The organism is Panacagrimonas perspica, assembly GCF_004364935.1.
Classification (GTDB): Bacteria; Pseudomonadota; Gammaproteobacteria; order Nevskiales; family Nevskiaceae; genus Panacagrimonas; species Panacagrimonas perspica.
On record NZ_SOBT01000008.1, the window covers coordinates 25,609 to 42,684 of the forward strand.

Below are 17,076 nucleotides of genomic sequence, written 5' to 3' on the forward strand. Positions count from 1 at the left end.
TCCACCCCTGTGCGCATCGACATAGGTCTCCCCAATGACGTCTTATCGAGCGTTGACGGCAGAAACGACAAAAGAGCCGGTTTCTGCCGCCAAGGCCGTAGTAGTAGCTCGACCGGGGGCCAAGATCAAGCGAGCCACCGCGGTGTACGGTGCTTAACGCCCGGGCAGGCCAGCATTCGAAATGATGCTCTGCATTCGCACGATCGCATCGGCGGAAATGGCGACATAGAAACCTGAAATATCTTGTCCTGAGATGCTGCTCAGCGGCAGGCACGCTCTCTGTCGTTCGCCGATGAAGAGCGAAGACGTCACGATGCCGAATATCGCGCGATCGAGAACCGGCGTGACGAGGCGATGGCACCAGACGCTTCTGATCTTCAGGAGATTGGCGTCCTGAAGGTTGATCTCCGACATTCCCGGCGAGTCGACGATGCTCGACGCCTCGCGCGGGCGCTGCCGCAAGTTGTCGTTCGGCACCGCCTGTTGCCAGCTATCAGCGGACTGACCTTCGAATCGTGTCCATAAGGGCCTGCGGAAGCGCTCGTACATTTGCTGCGTGGGGCTGACGATCTGCACCCCGGTTCCCGGTGGGGCGAGCAGGGTGGCCGCGCGCTGACGCGCCAGCGCGAGACTCTCGGCGGATCGACCCGCTCCCATGAGCATGGGCGTCATGCCGTTCGCGAGTTCCGCATTCATCGCGTCGAGGCGCGCATGGTGAAGACTTCCGGAACGTGCCGCGGCGAACGTCGCGGTGTTGAGGACATGCTTGGCGCGGTAGATCCGCGTCATCTCGAAGACGCCGAGAAAGAGTCCTGCGAACAGCAGGAAGACCACGAGGAATTCGATGGTCCCGGTCCCTTCGCAGCGCATCACCGCGCTCCAGCCGGCCCCTCATGGCCAGCCAGCAACAAGGCGCGGTGCAGGTCCTCGATGCGGGTTCGCTGGGGACTCGCCGAGGGCAGGAGTTCGCTGGCGGTCTCCAGGGTTCTGATGGACTGCCTGAGTTCGAGCAGGGCCAGGTTGTGCCAGAGACGGCCGTCTTCGGGATTGAATCGCAGTCCCTGCTTGTAACTGTATGTCGCCGCTTCGAGTTGGGATTGCCGGGCGTAGATGTTGCCGAGTTGCAGCCAGACTTCCGGAAGCCGGGGATGGGATGTGGCCAGATCCCGATACAGGCTCTCGGCGTCGGTCAGTCGTGCCTCCCTGAGCGCCAGGTCCGCGCGATCCAGTTTCGATCGAAGGGAAGAGCGTTCGTCCGCTGCCGGCACGCTCTGAGGTCGCGAGGAACAGGCCACGGTCGTCATCGCGCAAATGAGAGCGAGCGAAGCGATCGGGGTTTTCATCGACGGACCTCCAGACGATTTCCGACCTCCAGACGCAGCGCCGCCGCAGCGCCTTCACGCAGCTCGACGACCTGATGTCCCGCCGCGCAGATCGAAATCCGCGAGGGTGGGACGGCTGCCGAGATGCGAAGAATTCGTCCCTCTCGGGACAGATGCAGGACGTCGATGGGGAAGCGCATTCCGAACGTGTGGATTGCCGAACAGGGTTTGAACCACCACGCATCCCGGAGATACGGGGCCTTGCGCCCGAGCAGACCGCGCAAGCGCTGGAGAAACGTCGAGGGCAGGAACACCCGTGTGAAGATCAGCTGGCCTTCCTGGTCATAGGCGCGTGCAACCACAGGTCGGGTCCTGTTCATCCGCTCACACGTGATGGAGCATTTTCATCGCGATGGGGAATCCCAGGATGATGAACGTCGTAGGGAAGATGAAGGCGACGAGCGGAAAGATCAGTTTCACCGGCGCCTCCATCGCGAGGCGCTCAGCGCGCTGGAAGCGGTCTACGCGCTGCTGCTCCGCCTGCACCCGCAGCGTGCTGCCGATGCTGCCGCCGCTGCGATCCGCTTGGGCGATGGCGGCGATGACGCAGGTCACCTGCGGCATGTCGAGTCGAGCCGACATGGCGTCAAGCGCCTCGATCCTTCCGGCGCCGGCCGTGATATCCCGCGTCACACGCTCGAACTCCTGGCTCAGCAAGCCTCGCGGGCCGTTGACGGTGGCTTGAACCAGCGCGCTGGAGAGACTCAAGCCGGCTTCCAGGGCCATCGTGATGAAGTCGAGGTAGGTCGGCAGCAGGCGCGCGATGGATCGTTCGCGCCGGCGGCGACGATCCCTGAGCTTGAGATAGGGCGCGCTATACCCGAACGCGAGCGCGATCATCCCGCAAGCGATGGACGAATCGCCGACCCAGGACAGGGCGCCCGTGAAAGCGAGCGTAAACGCCAGCGCGCTCACGATGCGCAGCGCGACAAACTGCTCGGCATTCATCCGATAGTTCATGCCGGCGCGCACCAGTTGGCCCTGGACGCGCTCGAGATAGTCGATGGTGCAGAAACGGCTGAAGTAGTACGAGAAGAACGAGACGAGCGGCCACAACAGCCGGAGGCTGACGGGGAGTGGATCCATGTACACGCGGTCCTGGGCCGGGAGCACGCGACGGAAACCCAGAAGCGCGGCGAACACCAGGGCGCAGGCCAGCGCGGCCATGAGAGGGATCAGTGCTCCGATCGTCGGCGTGATCATGCGGACTGTCCGCCGTGCGGGAGGTGACGTCGGACGCTAGACATCGATGTTCACGATTCGCTGTATGAAGTGATATCCCACTGCTTCCAGCAGCACGATGAGCGCGATCGTCGCCCAGCCGTACCAGGCACTGAACAGGAACTGCATCGCGCGGGGTTCGAGCTGATTCAGCGCGATCACGAGGAAGACGGGGAGGCCCGTCATGACCAGACCCTGGAGCCGCCCCTGCGCCGTCAGGCTGTGGATCTTCCCTTCCATCTGCAGTCGCTTGCGCAGGGTGTCCGAGATGCGCTCCAGCGTCTCGGCGAGATTGCCGCCGATCTCGCGAGAGATCTTCATCGCGGCTGTCAGCAGCTGGATCTCCACCTCGGGCAACCGGCGATGCAGATTGTCCATGGCCTCAGCGTGCGGAACGCCGATGCGCAGTTCGCGCAAGACCAGCGCGAGTTCCTGACCCAGAGGCGCCTGCTGGTGGGAGATCACCGTCTCCAGTGCCTGCGTGAAGCTCAAGCCGGACCGAAGATTGGTGGAAAGGGACAGCAGCATGTCCGGGAGTTGCGAAACCGCAGTGCGCAAGCGGCGCCGACGTAGCGTGGTGTAGACGAGCGGAGGCGATGCTCCCACCACCAGAGCGCTCAGCGTCGCCAGAAAGAGCCCGCCTCCGGCTATCGCGACGACGGCGAAGACGAGGATCAGCAGCATCAGATTGGCAGTGAACAGCGCGCGTGGATCGATGAACAGGAACATCTCGGAGAGATTTCGCTCCGCGGTGTCCTGAAAAAAGGTCTGGTATCGACGCCACGTGATGCGGCACACGTGACCTGCATGGAGCGCCATGCCGGCCGCGAGACTGGCCATCAGAACGACAAGGGTCGGCGGCGCGATCGTCATCCTGGCTCCATTGAGATGTGCTGCGGGCTGTCGTCGGTCAGGGCAGGGAAGGATCCGCCCCTGCTTCGAATCCAGTCTCGATTTGCGCTGTCGCCCCGACAAGCGTGCGGACGCGCAGCGATCGCGGGCGGTTCAGGCGGATGCCTGAAAGATGTTCAGATCGAGCCGCGCGCCTCGCTCGCGCAGATCCTCGTAGAACTCCGGAACCAGTCCGGTTGCGACGAAGTGGCCCCGCACACGGTGTTCGGCGTCATGCCCGCTCTGTACGAACTTGAAGATCTCGCCCAGCTGCAGCCTGCCGTTCTCCATGCCGGTGATCTCGGCAATGTTCGTCACCTTCCTCGCGCCGCAGGAGAACCGGGTCTGCTGGACGATCAGATGGATGGCGGACGCGATCTGTTCACGGATCGCGATGATCGGCAGATCCATGCCGGCCATCATCACCATGACTTCGAGCCGGGAAATGCAATCTCTCGGATTGTTCGCGTGCGCCGTCGTCAGCGATCCGTCGTGACCCGTGTTCATGGCTTGCAGCATGTCCAGCGCTTCGCCGCCGCGGCATTCTCCGACGACGATGCGGTCGGGCCGCATGCGCAGCGAATTGCGGACGAGGTCGCGAATCGTCACCGCGCCGCGACCTTCCTGGTTGGCCGGCCGCGCCTCGAGCGACACCAGATTGGGGTGATACAGGCGCAGCTCCGCCGCGTCCTCGATGGTGACGATGCGTTCCTGTTCCGGAATGAAGTTGGACAACACGTTGAGCAAGGTCGTCTTGCCCGAGCCGGTTCCGCCGGAGATCAGGATGTTGCGCTTGTAGCGGACCGCGAGATCGAGGAACGCGACCATCGCGTCGCTCATCGAGCCGAAGGCGACGAGGCGCTCCGACGTCAGCCGCTCTTTCATGAACTTGCGGATCGTCAGGCAAGGGCCCTTGAGGGCCAGCGGCGGAATGATCGCGTTGACCCGCGAACCGTCCTTCAGCCGGGCATCGACCATCGGCGAGCCCTCGTCGATGCGCCGGCCCAACGGCGCGACGATGCGCTCGATCGTCGACTGCACCGCCTTGTCGTCGGTGAACGCGACGTCCGATCGCTGCAAGCGCCCGCCGCACTCGAAGAAGATCTCCCGGGCGCCGTTGACCATGATCTCGCTGACGTCGTTGCGTGCGAGCAAGGGTTCGAGCGGGCCGAGGCCGACCGCTTCGGCGACGACCTGGAGTGTGAGCGCTGCGCGGTCGAGCGCGGTGGGGAAGTCCTTGGAGGCGTCGAGGATCTCGCTCACCAGGCGGGCTGTCGTCTCGCGCAACTCGGGGTCGGTCATCGCGCTGACGTTGATACGGCGCAGATCGATCTGCTCGTGCAACGTCTGGCGCAGGCGCACGCGCCAGCTGTGCATCAACGGCGTGTCTGCGGCCGACGCTGCGCTATTGCCGGCGCGCGGCTTGGAGGGGTGGGAGGCTTCTTCGACGGAGTGAGCATCCTTCGAAGCGGTGGAGGCATTGGACGGGGCATGGCAAGCGGGTGCAGACGCCGCACGCGGGACCACGTGCAGACGGTAATCGTGGATCTGGATCTCGTCGTCAGCGAGCAAGGGCCCGTAGGTTCTGACCGGCCGGCCGTTGACGCGCGTGCCGGTGCGGCTCTGCAGGTCGTGGACGAAGATGCCCTGGTTGTTCTGGTTCAGGCGGGCGTGACGACTCTCGACGTGCCAGTCCTGCAGAACCACCGCGTTCGCTGCCGATTTTCCGATCACGCAAGTCGGTTCCGAGATGAACACGTCGGCCACGCGCGTGCCGCGCAGCGTGCTCACGGTGATCTGGAACATGAGGCGCGTTCTCCCTCGCAAGCGGCGCGACGGAAGCGCCGAGCCGTGCCAGGAGTCTGAGGAACGCAACCAAAGCGGCAATACTGCGTACGCGGCAGTGGTGCCGACGGCAGGCCTGGGTGTGGGCGATACTGGCGGCGGAGACGACCGGCTCGCGGGCGTCCCGATATGTTCAGAAGCGCATGCTTTCATCACATCGACGCGGGCTCCGCCAATGAGCGTCGCGCAGTCCAGTTTCGATCGCGCCGGCCTGATCGCGCTTTGCGTGGCCGCTTTCGTCAGCATGTCGGCGATGCGCCTGTGCGACCCGCTGCTACCCGCGTTCGCGGCGGCGTTCGCGGTCACGACCGGGGAAGCGGCGCGCACGGTGTCGGCGTTCGCCGTCGCGTACGGATCGATGCAGCTCCTGTTCGGGCCGCTCGGCGACCGTTACGGCAAGTTTCGCGTGATCGCCGTCGCCGTTACGGTCTGCACAGCCGGCAACCTCATGGCCTTGTTCTCGGGCGACCTGCAGGGCCTCGTCATCGCGCGTGTGCTGTCGGGTGCCACGGCGGCAGGCGTGATTCCCTTGTCGCTGGCGTGGGTCGGTGACTCGGTGAGCTACGAGCGGCGGCAGGAAGTCCTCGGACATCTCATGGTCGCCACCTTGCTCGGCGCCGCGTTCGGCCAATGGATGTCGGGCGTGATGGCCGACACCGTCGGATGGCGCTGGGCATTCGGATTGATGGCGGCGATGTTCGCGCTGACCGGCACGCAGCTGCTGCGCATGTCGGCGGGGCGCACGCCGGTGGCCGGCAGTGCCCACGCAAGCGGCAACTTCTTTCGCAATGTCCAATCGGTGCTGCGGCTGCGCTGGGCGCGATGGATCCTTGGGCTGACCGCGCTGGAAGGGGCGTTCGCGTTTTCCGTGTTCGCCTTCGTGCCCGCCTATCTGCACGGCGAGTTCGGAATGTCGCTCAATAGAGCGGCCGCCGTCGCGGCGCTCTTTGCGGGTGGCGGTCTCGCATACGCATTTCAGGCACGACGGATGGTTGCGTGGCTCGGAGAGCCGGGGCTTGCGCTGGGCGGCGCAGGACTGATGGGCGCATGCCTGGTCGGGATGGCCTGCATGTCGTCGTGGGTGTTCGCGGTACCGGGCTGCCTACTCGCCGGTCTCGGATTCGCGATGTTGCACGCGACGCTTCAGACCCACGCGACGCAGATGGCGCCTGCGATTCGGGGAACGGCTACCGCGCTGTTCGGGGCCTGCATTTTTCTCGGCCAATCGGTCGGAATCCTGGGCGCGGCCTTCGTCGTCGATCACGGCGGGTATCGCGCCGTGTTCGTGATCGCCGGGTGTGTGATCGCGATCACGGGGGGCGTGTTTGCACGCTCCCTGCGCTCCAGGTGATGCGTTAGCGTGGTGACCTGCCCGGATTGACACGCCGGGACTGAAATTCGCCCGGGTTGCCCAAAATCGTCACTTTCCGATGCGTACTTCCGATCCGCCTGTCATCTCTCGAGATGAAACAAGTGTTCCCTTGACTCAGGCACTTGCGACGCCTGCGCTCCCATTTTGCGACGTACGCCTGGCCACGCTCGACGTGGGCACGCTTCTGGCCATGGAAGGTTCTGACATCCCTCCCAACTGGCTAGGTCCGGCGCATTCCATGGTTCGCCTTCTGCCCCGCATTCGAACGGATTTGTTGCCGCCCCCGCAGGCCTTGCCGCAGGTGCTTGCCGAATTTTCGACCGAGCCGAATCCGGGCTATCCGATGGAGGGACGGTGGACGCGGCTGCGTATCACGCAGACGGGCGGCGAGTACCTGTGCGAGAAGACACGCGGCCCGGACCCGATCGAAGAACGCTCCGCCACCGTCCCGACCCTGGAGAGCGCCAAGGCGTTTTTCGGCGGCGGATGGGTCGTGAAGGAATTGTTCGCCAAGCTCGATCCCCAAAGGTTTCCTCGCTGGCCTTGAGGAACGGGGTCGATACCCTTTTCAAAGACGTTGATCGTTGGTTGTTCGGAATCCGGATCCAGGAGTGAGGCAGCGATCCTTCCGGTCAGATGATTCTCGAGGCAGCAAGGTGCCGCAGCCTGTTCGAGGCGAAGCGAATCGAGCTTTGATGCAAACCCTCCGCGTCGATCGTTTCGACGACCAATCGTGCTGCCCCGAACTGGACGATTGATGGTCGGACACTGAGATTCGCCTGCCGTCCCTGGTCACCTCAGGCCGACTCAAAGAATTATCGGGATTGGCATTGAGGCGGTCCGTTCGCTTGGATATACTGCGCGCCCTTTCGAGGGGCTATAGCTCAGCTGGGAGAGCGCTTGCATGGCATGCAAGAGGTCGTCGGTTCGATCCCGACTAGCTCCACCAAAGTTTCAAGCAGCATCGCCGCGTCGATGCTGCGCGGCATCGTGATAGATGCCACCGCGTCCGCCTCGTTCCCATCGTCTAGAGGCCTAGGACACCTCCCTTTCACGGAGGTAACCGGGGTTCGAATCCCCGTGGGAACGCCACCGCAAGCCATGCTTACGGGCAGCTCGGAAGCGAAAACTCCCCGCCGGGGAGTGGGATCGATCCCTTAACGAATCGCCGCGTTCGGCGTGTGGCAGGCAACGTCGCGCCGCTCCATGTGCGACTGCCTGAATCAGTCGCCTCCGTCCCTGCATAGCGCGCTAGGTCGTCGACGATCTTCGTCTGGACGCGATCCAGGGATGTTCCGAACGTTCATCCCGGAGCAGGTCCACATCGACGTTGAACACGCGTCCGATGTTCGCCGCGGTAAGGACATCGCGTGCATTCCCGATCGTGTCGACCGTACCGTCCTTCATCAGCAGCACGCGGTCCGCGTAACGAGTGGCGAGGTTGAGGTCGTGCAGCGCCAGCGCGACACCCGCGCCCCGAGCGGCAAACCCGCGCACGGCAGTAAGCACCTCGTGCTGATGCGCGAGATCCAGGCTGGCGGTCGGCTCGTCGAGCAGAAGGAAATGCGTTCCGCGTTCGGGCGCTTCCCAGATCTGCGCAAGAACGCGTGCGAGCTGGACGCGTGCGCGCTCGCCGCCGGACAAGCTCGTGTACGGGCGCGCGGCGAATTGCTCCACGCCTGCTGCGCACATGGCGTCCTCGACGATTTGTTTTTCCTTGTCCGACGTCCCGCCGTTCCAGGGATACCGGCCGAGCCGTACCACTTCGCGGACCTCGAAGGCGAAGCGCAGAGAGTCGGCTTGAGGGAGCACCGCGCGCTGGCGCGCGAGTTCGACCGCGCTCCATTGGTCCAGGGCGCGCCCGTTGAGTTCGATCCGTCCGCTGGTCGGGGTGTTCTCGCGAGCCAGCACGCGTAGCAAGGTGCTCTTCCCGGCGCCGTTGGGGCCAAGGATGGCGAGGACTTCACCGGCGGTCAGCCGAAGATCGACCCCGCGCAGGACATTCCGGCCGTCGAGCACGCAGGAGACTCCTTCGGCGACAAGCATCACCAGGCCTCCGCGCGGCCGCGCAGATGGATCAGCAAGGCAAGGAAGAAGGGGCCGCCGATCAACGCGGTGAGAATTCCGATCGGTGTTTCCGCTGGCGCCAGCATGGTTCGCGAGGCGAGGTCGGCGAAGGCGAGGAGTGCCGCGCCCCCCAAGGCTGAAGCGGGAATCAACAGGCGGTGATCGGGTCCGAGCGTCAGGCGGAGCAGGTGCGGAACGATCAGGCCGACGAAACCGATGATGCCGGTGAGGGCAACACAGGTGGCGACGGCCACGACGATCAGCAGCGTCAGGCGACGGCGCAGCGCCTCGACGTTCACTCCCAGGTGCAGGGCTTCGGATTCGCCGAGCAGGAGGGCGTTGAGCGCGCGCGCGTCGCGGGGCAGCAGTATCAGCACTGCGACGAGGAGCGGCCCCGCTACCGACAGCTCGGTCCAGCCGCTCTTCGACAGAGAGCCGAAGAGCCAGAAAATGGCTTCACGTAGCGCAGCGTCTCCTGCGAGTTGCGTCAGCAATCCGATTCCCGCGCCGGCAATGGCATTGATCGCCAGACCCGCGAGCAACAGGGTCGAGCTGCGGCTGTAGCCAGCGGAACTGGCTAATCGCTCTGCGAGCGCAGCGGCGATCAGCCCGCCTCCGAAGGCGGCGAGCGGAGTGGTGAAGGGCAGCCAGGGGCCCGGTAGCGCGATGAACTGGCTCCCGACGATTGTCGCGACGGCGGCGAGCGCTGCGCCGCTCGCGACTCCGACGAGCCCAGGGTCCGCGAGCGGGTTGCGAAACAGCCCCTGCATGGTGGCACCCGCGCAGGCCAGTGATGCGCCGACCAGGAGCGCCAGCAGAACGCGAGGCAAGCGCAGATCGCGAATGACGGCGACCGTCGTGGCGTCAGTAGGCGATTCGGCGAGCCCGAGGGTGCCGAGGATGTCGGCGGGCGAGACCTGAATCGCACCGGTCGACAGACCGAGGGCAGCGGCGACGCAGATCAGCACTGCGAGGCCACCAAAAACGATCGAGGCACGGGACAAGGAGGCGGGGCGTGCGTCTGGCATGCCGCATTGTGCCGCGAGCCGGCTCCTGGTCTCTGGGCCGGCTTCCGTGCGACGAGGAATATCCTCGTCGCACGGTGTCGAGGCTTACTTGTTGAGGATCAGCTTGTCGTTGCGCGTCAGGCGCAGACGGTATTCCTGTCCCTGATGTTCGATGATCAGTTCGTGCGACGAGCGGAACAGATCCTCGCTGCGAAGTCGCGGCAGCTGGGGGCGGGAAGAGACAGAGGGACGAACGACGGTAAGCGTGGCGGTCTGCATGAGAAGCTCCACAGCGGGGCGGTGAGGCGGCGACTTGGTGTTAATGATAATGATTCGCAAATGCGAGTCAAGCGCCCGTGGAGCCGTTCCGTGCAGGACGGTTCCGGATGCTCCGATCGCACCTCGTCGTCGTGCCCTCCCCATGACAGACGGTCGCTGGTCGGGGACCGGAGTCATGCCAGGAAGCCGAAAATCGCGAGGCCGCTGATATACTCCGCGGCCGCGTTGCCTCCTGCGAAAGTGGCGGAATTGGTAGACGTCCGGGATTTAGGTTCCCGTGCCGCAAGGCGTGCGAGTTCGAGTCTCGCCTTTCGCACCAGGCCTGCATCCGCGGCGCAACGTGGACAACAACAAATCGCGAGATCTCTCGGTCTTCGGCAGCGGTGACCCCTCAAAGGTCCCCTCCGGCGATGAGAATCTTTGGTCGTCAGGCACTTACACGAAGAAAATTCATGGACGTCAATCTCGAAACCCCCGGCGGGCTCCTGCGCCAGATGCGCGTCACCATCCCGGCCGATCGCGTCTCGAAGGCCGTCGATGAACGGCTGCGCACGATGTCCCAGCGCGCCAAGCTTCCTGGCTTCCGTCCCGGCAAGGCACCGCTGAAGGTGATCCAGCAGCAGTTCGGCCCCAGCGCGCGCATGGATGCGGTTTCGGATCTCGTGCAGCGCAGCTATCCCGAAGCGCTGGTGAAGGTCGGCGTCCGTCCGGCAGGGCAGCCGCAGATCAACGTGACTTTCGAGAAGCCAGGCGAAGCGCTTGAGTACGTTGCGAGCTTCGAGGTTTTCCCGGAGATTCAGCTTTCGGGCCTGGATGCGCTCGAAATCGAGCAGCCGGTCGTCGAAGTGACGGAAGCGGACGTCGAGCGCCTCGTGCTGAACCTGCGCAAGGGACGCCGTGTGTTCAACACGGTGACGCGTGCGGCGGCCAGCGGCGACATGGTCAAGCTGGACTTCGACGGCAAGCTCGAGGGCGAGAGCTTCCAGGGCGGCAAGGGCGACGGAGTCGAAATCGAACTCGGCGCGGGTCAGTTCCTGGCCGACCTCGAGAACGGTGTCGTCGGACACTCTGCAGGCGACGAATTCGTGGTTCCGGTCAATTTCCCGGCCGATTATCGCGCCGAAGAGCTGAAAGGAAAGACCGCGCAGTTCGCGGTGAAGCTGCACGAAGTCAAGGAAGTAGTTCTGCCGGCCATCGAGGACGCGGAGTTCTTGGCTGCCCACAAGGTCGATTCGGTCGACGCCCTGCACGCCAAGGCGCGCGAGGCGCTCGAGAACGAGCGCGAGAAGGCGATCCAGCGGCGCAAGAAGAATCAGGTCATGGAGCAGCTCGCCACGACCAACCCGATCGAGGTGCCCAAGAGCCTGGTACAGCAGGAAGTGCCCAACCTGCGCCAGCAGGCCGCCCAGCGCATGAACATGCAGAACGTCCCGCCGGAGCAGCTTGCCGAGATGTTGCCGGCCCAGCTTTTCGAGGCCAACGCGAGCCGCAAGGTGGCCCTCGGCCTGCTGCTGGGAGAGGTCGTCAAGCAGCGAGACGTCAAGCTCGATGTGACCAAGGTCGACGTGGCCCTGGATGCGATGGCTCGTGATTTCGAGCAGCCCGAGCAGGTCAAGACGTACTACCGCTCGCGGCCGGAAATGATGGACGGGCTGCGCGCCATGGTGCTCGAAGACCAGGTCGTGGACCTCCTCCTCGAGGGCGCCCGCAAGGTGGACAAGCCGATGTCGCTGGAGCAGCTCTTGAATCCGCAGGCGCAGGCCTGAGGATTCAGTGCGGGGAAGGTCGCTTTTCGCGGCCCGCCAATAACAAACCGATCGCCAACCAAATGACCGACATTCGCAGCCGCGCTTCGACACTCGTCCCGATGGTGGTGGAACAGACCGCCCGCGGCGAGCGTGCGTTCGACATCTATTCGCGCCTGCTCAAGGAACGCGTCGTCTTCATCGTCGGACCGATCGATGACTACATGGCCAACCTGGTGGTCGCGCAGTTGTTGTTCCTCGAGTCGGAAAACCCGGACAAGGACATTCACCTGTACATCAACTCGCCGGGTGGGGTGATCACCTCTGGCCTGTCGATTTACGACACGATGAAGTTCATCAAGCCCGACGTGGCGACGATGTGCATCGGTCAGGCCGCCAGCATGGGTGCGTTCCTGCTGTCCGCGGGCACGAAGGGCAAGCGCTACTCGCTGCCGCACTCGCGCATCATGATCCATCAGCCCTCGGGCGGTGCTCAGGGCCAGGCGACTGACATCGAGATCCAGGCTCGCGAGATCCTGTTCCTGCGTGAGCGCCTCAACAAGCTGATGGCCGAGCATACCGGCCAGCCGATCGAGCGCATCTCCAAGGACGTCGAGCGCGACTACTTCATGAGCGCCGAGATGGCCAAGGAGTACGGCCTGATCGACCAGATTCTGGACAAGCGTGTACCGGTCGTTGCCACCGCCTGAGCAGGTCGTCGGAAACGTTTTGCGTAACGGCAACGCCGTGATATACAAGGCCATCCGAGCCAAAAGGGCTCGGGCAGAGGACCCATTTGATGAGCGCTGATCTGCGCGGCGGTTCCCATAACGGGCGAGTGTTGTACTGCTCTTTCTGCGGCAAGTCCGAGCATGAAGTGCGCAAGCTCATCGCCGGTCCGTCGGTGTACATCTGCGACGAGTGCGTCGACCTGTGCAACGACATTATCCGCGAGGAAGTCCACGCAAAACCCCAGACCAAGGGGCTGCCCAAGCCGCAGGAGATCCGGGCCGTTCTGGACGAGTACGTCATCGGGCAGGAGCAGGCCAAGAAGGTCCTCTCGGTTGCGGTCTACAACCATTACAAGCGCCTGTCCGTGAAGGGCTCCCAGGACGGCGTCGAACTCTCGAAGTCGAACATCCTGCTGATCGGGCCGACCGGCTCGGGCAAGACGCTGCTGGCCGAAACGCTGGCGCGCTTGCTGGACGTGCCGTTCGCCATCGCGGACGCCACCACGCTGACCGAAGCGGGTTACGTCGGCGAAGACGTCGAGAACATCATTCAGCGCCTGCTGCAGAAGTGCGAATACGACATCGAGAAGGCGCAACGCGGCATCGTCTACATCGATGAAATCGACAAGATCGCCCGCAAGTCCGAGAACCCGTCGATCACCCGTGACGTTTCGGGTGAGGGCGTGCAGCAGGCGCTGCTCAAGCTGATCGAGGGTACGATTGCGCAGGTTCCGCCGCAGGGTGGCCGCAAGCATCCGCAGCAGGAATTCCTGCAGGTCAATACGGCCGGGATCCTGTTCATCGTCGGCGGCGCGTTTGCCGGCCTCGATCGCGTGATCCAGAACCGCACGGAGAAGGCCGGCATCGGCTTCTCGGCGGACGTGAAGTCCAAGACCGACGTCACCCAGATCAACAAGCTGCTGTCGCAGATCGAGCCGGACGACCTCATCCGGTTCGGTCTCATCCCCGAGTTCGTCGGTCGCCTGCCGGTGGCTGCGGTGCTCGAGGAGCTCGACGACGCTGCGCTGATGCAGATCCTCAAGGAGCCGAAGAACGCGCTGGTCAAGCAGTACAGCAAGCTGTTCCAGATGGAAGGCGTACAACTGGAGTTCCGCGAGGACGCGCTGCGCGCAGTCTCGAAGAAGGCCAAGGAGCGCAAGACCGGCGCGCGTGGTCTGCGTACGATTCTCGAGAACATCCTGCTCGACGTGATGTACGACCTGCCGTCGATGCAGAACGTGAGCAAGGTGGTCGTCGACGAGGCCGTGGTACGTGGCGAGTCGAAGCCCTTCATCGTTTACGAGAATGTCGAGAACCGGCGCGAAGTGAAGAACTCCGCGTAGGACTGGGCGTCGCCGTGATTCCAGAAAAGAGGCCCCGCCCGCGCGGGGCCTCTTTTTTGCTGCGTTCTTGAAAGGCGGCCAAAGAACCGCATCTGCGATAATCGTGCACATTATTTGTGCACCTGACCGGAAACGAAAAACGTGCCTACCGCATCCGAAAAGCTGACGCCTGTCCTGCCGCTACGCGACGTGGTCGTGTATCCGCACATGGCGATACCGCTATTTGTGGGCCGCGAAAAGTCGATCAAGGCGCTCGCCGCCGGCATGCAGGACGACAAACGCATTCTGCTCGTCGCTCAGCGCACGGCGGACACGGACGATCCGGGCGCCGAAGACGTCTACTCGGTCGGCACGCTCGCCAGCATCCTGCAAATGCTCAAGCTTCCCGATGGCACCGTGAAGGTGCTCGTGGAGGGCCAGCAGCGCGCCGCCATCTTGCGCGTGGACATGAGCGGCCCGTACGTGTCCGCCGAATGCACGCCCCTGCCGCCCGATGAGGCCGGCGATGGCAAGGAAGTCGAGGCGCTCTCGCGCTCCACGCTCGCTCTCTTCGAGCAGTACGTGAAGCTCAACAAGAAAGTCCCCGCGGAGCTGCTGCCGTCCCTGGCGAGCATGGACAACCCCGGCCGTCTCGCGGACTCCATCGCGGCGCACCTGAACCTCAAGCTCGAAGACAAGCAGCAGGTGCTCGAGATCGCCGATCCCAAGGCGCGCCTGGAGCACGTGCTGTCGCAGCTCGAAAGCGAGATCGATGTCCTGCAGATCGAGAAGAAGATCCGTGGGCGCGTGAAGCAGCAGATGGAGAAGAACCAGCGCGAGTACTACCTCAACGAGCAGATGAAGGCGATTCAGAAAGAGCTCGGAGAAGGCGAGGACGCGCCCAACGAACAGGAAGAGTACGCGCGCAAGATCGAGAAGAGCGGCATGCACAAGGACGCCAAGACCAAGGCGCGTGCCGAACTCAACAAGCTCAAGCTGATGCCGCCGATGTCGGCAGAAGCCACCGTGGTCCGCAACTACCTCGACTGGCTGACCAACGTTCCCTGGAAGAAGGCGACCAAGTCGACCATCGACCTCTCGGCTGCGCAGAAGAAGCTGGACGAGGACCACTACGGCCTCGACAAGATCAAGGAGCGCATCCTCGAGTACCTCGCGGTCCAGAGCCGCGTGAAGAAGCTCAAGGGTCCGATCCTGTGCCTGGTCGGGCCTCCGGGCGTCGGCAAGACCTCGTTGGGTCGTTCGATCGCGGACGCGGTCAACCGCAAGTTCGTGCGCATGTCGCTCGGCGGTGTGCGCGACGAGGCGGAGATCCGCGGACATCGGCGCACGTACATCGGCGCGCTGCCGGGCAAGATCCTGCAGAACATGAGCAAGGTCGGCGTACGCAATCCGCTGTTCCTGCTCGATGAGATCGACAAGATGTCGACGGACTTCCGTGGCGACCCGTCGTCGGCGCTGCTCGAAGTGCTCGACCCCGAGCAAAACCACAACTTCAACGATCACTACCTGGACGTCGACTTCGATCTCTCGGACGTGATGTTCGTGGCGACCGCCAACACGCTGAATATTCCGGGACCGCTGCTCGATCGAATGGAAGTCATTCGCCTGCCGGGCTACACCGAGCCGGAGAAGATGGCGATCGCGCGGCAGTACCTCATCCCCAAGCAGCTCAAGAACAACGGCGTGAAGCCCAACGAGCTGGAGGTCGACGAGGGCGCCGTTCAGGGCATCGTGCGTCACTACACGCGAGAGTCCGGCGTGCGAAACCTCGAGCGCGAGATCAGCAAGATCGCGCGCAAGGTCGTCAAGCAGATCCTGCTCGCGCCGGATGTCGACAAGGTCAAGGTGACCGAGGCCAATCTCGACGAGTACCTGGGCGTCCAGAAATTCCGATACGGCCGCGCTGAAGAGAAAAATCAGATCGGCCAGGTCACGGGCCTGGCGTGGACGGAAGTCGGCGGCGAGTTGCTTTCAATCGAATCCGCGCTGGCGCCGGGCAAGGGCAAGCTCACGCAGACCGGATCGCTGGGCAACGTGATGCAGGAGTCCATCCAGGCTGCGCTCACCGTCGTGCGTTCGCGCGCGGCCAAGCTGGGTATCGACGCGGAGTTCTATACGAAGAACGATATCCACGTGCACGTGCCCGAGGGAGCCACGCCCAAGGACGGACCGTCGGCCGGTGTGGCGATGTGCATCGCGCTGGTTTCGGCGCTGACCGGGATTCCGGTGAAGGCCGAAGTCGCGATGACCGGCGAGATCACGCTGCGTGGCGAGGTGCTGCCGATCGGCGGCCTGAAAGAGAAGCTGCTCGCTGCGAGCCGTGGCGGCATTCGCACCGTTCTCATCCCACAGGAAAACGTCAAAGATCTCGCGGACATTCCGGCGAACGTTAAAGCGGAACTTCGCATCGAGCCTGTGCGTTGGATTGAGGACGCGCTCCGACATGCGCTCGAGCGCATGCCGGAACCGCGCGACCCGGATTCGCCGGCACCCGTGCCGAGCCCGAGTTCGGAAGCGGCAAGACCACACTGACGTCGGTACGCGACATTCGAAAACCCCTTTAAAAAAGGGGTCCCGGCCCCTTTTCCAGGGGCCGTTTTTATTGACGCTCGCAAGATGCGCTTGATATAAAAGCTGTGTCGCTGCTGGCGCGCGCGTTCGAATCTCTCAGCGCCCAGGACGCAATCCAAGAAGTGAATCGGGAACGAGCTGGGGAAAGGCGCGGTACGCTCGACTGCGGTTCGTCATGCTGTCGCCGTCACACCAAACAGGGGGATACGAACTACATGAACAAGTCTGAATTGATCGACGCGGTCGCTGCGCGAGTCGACATCTCGAAGGCTGACGCGGGCCGCGCGATCGACGCGATCATCGAAGTGATCGGCAAGGCGCTCAAGAAGAAGGACAAGGTCGCGTTGGTCGGTTTTGGAACGTTCATGGTGCGCGAGCGCAAGGCCCGGACGGGTCGGAATCCCAAGACCAACGAGCCCATAAAAATCAAGGCCAGCAAGACGCCTGCATTCAAAGCTGGCAAGGCTCTCAAGGACACGATAAAGTAGCGGACTCTGCAGGGCGCTGGATCGGTTCGGGGGCATTTGCAAAGGGTGCTTAGCTCAGTTGGTAGAGCGTCGCCCTTACAAGGCGAATGTCGGCGGTTCGAGCCCGTCAGCACCCACCAGTCGTAAGCAGAAAC

The 17,076-nt window shown here is 63.7% G+C and carries 16 protein-coding genes and 4 tRNA genes; 11 read left to right on the plus strand and 9 right to left on the minus strand.

Going from position 1 to position 17,076, the window contains the following annotated elements; genetic code table 11:
- Positions 1 to 153: 153 nt before the first annotated feature.
- From DFR24_RS00165 to DFR24_RS00190, 6 genes are all read right to left on the minus strand, one after another.
- Complete coding sequence (locus DFR24_RS00165; RefSeq protein WP_133879346.1) at positions 154 to 870, minus strand: TadE/TadG family type IV pilus assembly protein; 717 nt, start codon at positions 868 to 870, stop codon at positions 154 to 156.
- Positions 870 to 1,343, minus strand: coding sequence for a tetratricopeptide repeat protein (locus DFR24_RS00170; RefSeq protein ID WP_133879347.1), 474 nt, complete (start codon positions 1,341 to 1,343; stop codon positions 870 to 872). The genes DFR24_RS00165 and DFR24_RS00170 overlap by 1 nt, the downstream gene beginning before the upstream one ends.
- Complete coding sequence (locus tag DFR24_RS00175) at positions 1,340 to 1,702, minus strand: DUF192 domain-containing protein (protein ID WP_133879348.1); 363 nt, start codon at positions 1,700 to 1,702, stop codon at positions 1,340 to 1,342. The genes DFR24_RS00170 and DFR24_RS00175 overlap by 4 nt, the downstream gene beginning before the upstream one ends.
- A 4-nt stretch (positions 1,703 to 1,706) precedes the next feature.
- Positions 1,707 to 2,549, minus strand: coding sequence for a type II secretion system F family protein (locus tag DFR24_RS00180; RefSeq protein ID WP_162850946.1), 843 nt, complete (start codon positions 2,547 to 2,549; stop codon positions 1,707 to 1,709).
- Between the two features lie 72 nt (positions 2,550 to 2,621).
- Positions 2,622 to 3,476, minus strand: coding sequence for a type II secretion system F family protein (locus DFR24_RS00185; RefSeq protein ID WP_133879350.1), 855 nt, complete (start codon positions 3,474 to 3,476; stop codon positions 2,622 to 2,624).
- 132 nt (positions 3,477 to 3,608) lie between these two features.
- Positions 3,609 to 5,300 carry an ATPase, T2SS/T4P/T4SS family gene (locus DFR24_RS00190; protein ID WP_133879351.1) on the minus strand — a complete coding sequence of 564 codons (1,692 nt, stop codon included), beginning with the start codon at positions 5,298 to 5,300 and terminating at the stop codon, positions 3,609 to 3,611.
- Between the two features lie 214 nt (positions 5,301 to 5,514).
- Between DFR24_RS00190 and DFR24_RS00195 the strand changes: the two genes are divergently transcribed.
- The 4 genes from DFR24_RS00195 (at position 5,515) to DFR24_RS00210 (ending at position 7,803) form a co-directional block, all read left to right on the plus strand.
- Positions 5,515 to 6,690 (plus strand): MFS transporter, encoded by a 1,176-nt coding sequence (locus tag DFR24_RS00195; protein ID WP_162850947.1) that lies wholly within the window; start codon positions 5,515 to 5,517, stop codon positions 6,688 to 6,690.
- Positions 6,691 to 6,820: 130 nt separating this feature from the next.
- Positions 6,821 to 7,258, plus strand: a complete 438-nt coding sequence (locus DFR24_RS00200; protein ID WP_133879353.1) for a hypothetical protein — start codon at positions 6,821 to 6,823, stop codon at positions 7,256 to 7,258.
- A 326-nt stretch (positions 7,259 to 7,584) separates the two neighbouring features.
- Positions 7,585 to 7,660: transfer RNA gene (locus tag DFR24_RS00205), tRNA-Ala, on the plus strand.
- A 67-nt stretch (positions 7,661 to 7,727) separates the two neighbouring features.
- A tRNA-Glu gene (locus DFR24_RS00210) sits at positions 7,728 to 7,803 on the plus strand.
- A 159-nt stretch (positions 7,804 to 7,962) separates the two neighbouring features.
- Here the strand turns inward: DFR24_RS00210 and DFR24_RS00215 are convergent.
- The 3 genes from DFR24_RS00215 to hemP all read right to left on the minus strand — a co-directional run bounded on the left by DFR24_RS00215 (position 7,963) and on the right by hemP (position 10,064).
- Complete coding sequence (locus tag DFR24_RS00215; RefSeq protein WP_133879354.1) at positions 7,963 to 8,757, minus strand: heme ABC transporter ATP-binding protein; 795 nt, start codon at positions 8,755 to 8,757, stop codon at positions 7,963 to 7,965.
- Positions 8,757 to 9,782 carry a FecCD family ABC transporter permease gene (locus DFR24_RS00220; RefSeq protein WP_246051445.1) on the minus strand — a complete coding sequence of 342 codons (1,026 nt, stop codon included), beginning with the start codon at positions 9,780 to 9,782 and terminating at the stop codon, positions 8,757 to 8,759. The genes DFR24_RS00215 and DFR24_RS00220 overlap by 1 nt, the downstream gene beginning before the upstream one ends.
- 108 nt (positions 9,783 to 9,890) lie before the next feature.
- The gene (gene hemP / locus DFR24_RS00225) at positions 9,891 to 10,064 is read right to left on the minus strand and encodes a hemin uptake protein HemP (protein ID WP_133879356.1); all 174 of its coding nucleotides are present in this window, start codon (positions 10,062 to 10,064) and stop codon (positions 9,891 to 9,893) included.
- A 234-nt stretch (positions 10,065 to 10,298) separates the two neighbouring features.
- Between hemP and DFR24_RS00230 the strand changes: the two genes are divergently transcribed.
- The 7 genes from DFR24_RS00230 (at position 10,299) to DFR24_RS00260 (ending at position 17,061) form a co-directional block, all read left to right on the plus strand.
- Positions 10,299 to 10,383 (plus strand) — tRNA-Leu (locus DFR24_RS00230).
- Between the two features lie 133 nt (positions 10,384 to 10,516).
- Entirely contained in the window at positions 10,517 to 11,830 is a 1,314-nt protein-coding gene (tig, locus tag DFR24_RS00235) for a trigger factor (RefSeq protein ID WP_133879357.1), read from the plus strand.
- Positions 11,831 to 11,892: 62 nt separating this feature from the next.
- The gene (gene clpP / locus DFR24_RS00240) at positions 11,893 to 12,519 is read left to right on the plus strand and encodes an ATP-dependent Clp endopeptidase proteolytic subunit ClpP (protein WP_133879358.1); all 627 of its coding nucleotides are present in this window, start codon (positions 11,893 to 11,895) and stop codon (positions 12,517 to 12,519) included.
- A gap of 89 nt (positions 12,520 to 12,608) precedes the next feature.
- On the plus strand, positions 12,609 to 13,883 hold the full coding sequence (gene clpX / locus DFR24_RS00245) for an ATP-dependent Clp protease ATP-binding subunit ClpX (RefSeq protein ID WP_133879359.1): 1,275 nt from the start codon (positions 12,609 to 12,611) through the stop codon (positions 13,881 to 13,883).
- Between the two features lie 207 nt (positions 13,884 to 14,090).
- Positions 14,091 to 16,415 (plus strand): endopeptidase La, encoded by a 2,325-nt coding sequence (gene lon / locus DFR24_RS00250; RefSeq protein WP_407075113.1) that lies wholly within the window; start codon positions 14,091 to 14,093, stop codon positions 16,413 to 16,415.
- 254 nt (positions 16,416 to 16,669) lie between these two features.
- Complete coding sequence (locus DFR24_RS00255) at positions 16,670 to 16,942, plus strand: HU family DNA-binding protein (RefSeq protein ID WP_133881396.1); 273 nt, start codon at positions 16,670 to 16,672, stop codon at positions 16,940 to 16,942.
- Positions 16,943 to 16,985: 43 nt separating this feature from the next.
- Positions 16,986 to 17,061, plus strand: a tRNA-Val gene (locus tag DFR24_RS00260).
- Positions 17,062 to 17,076: the final 15 nt, after the last annotated feature.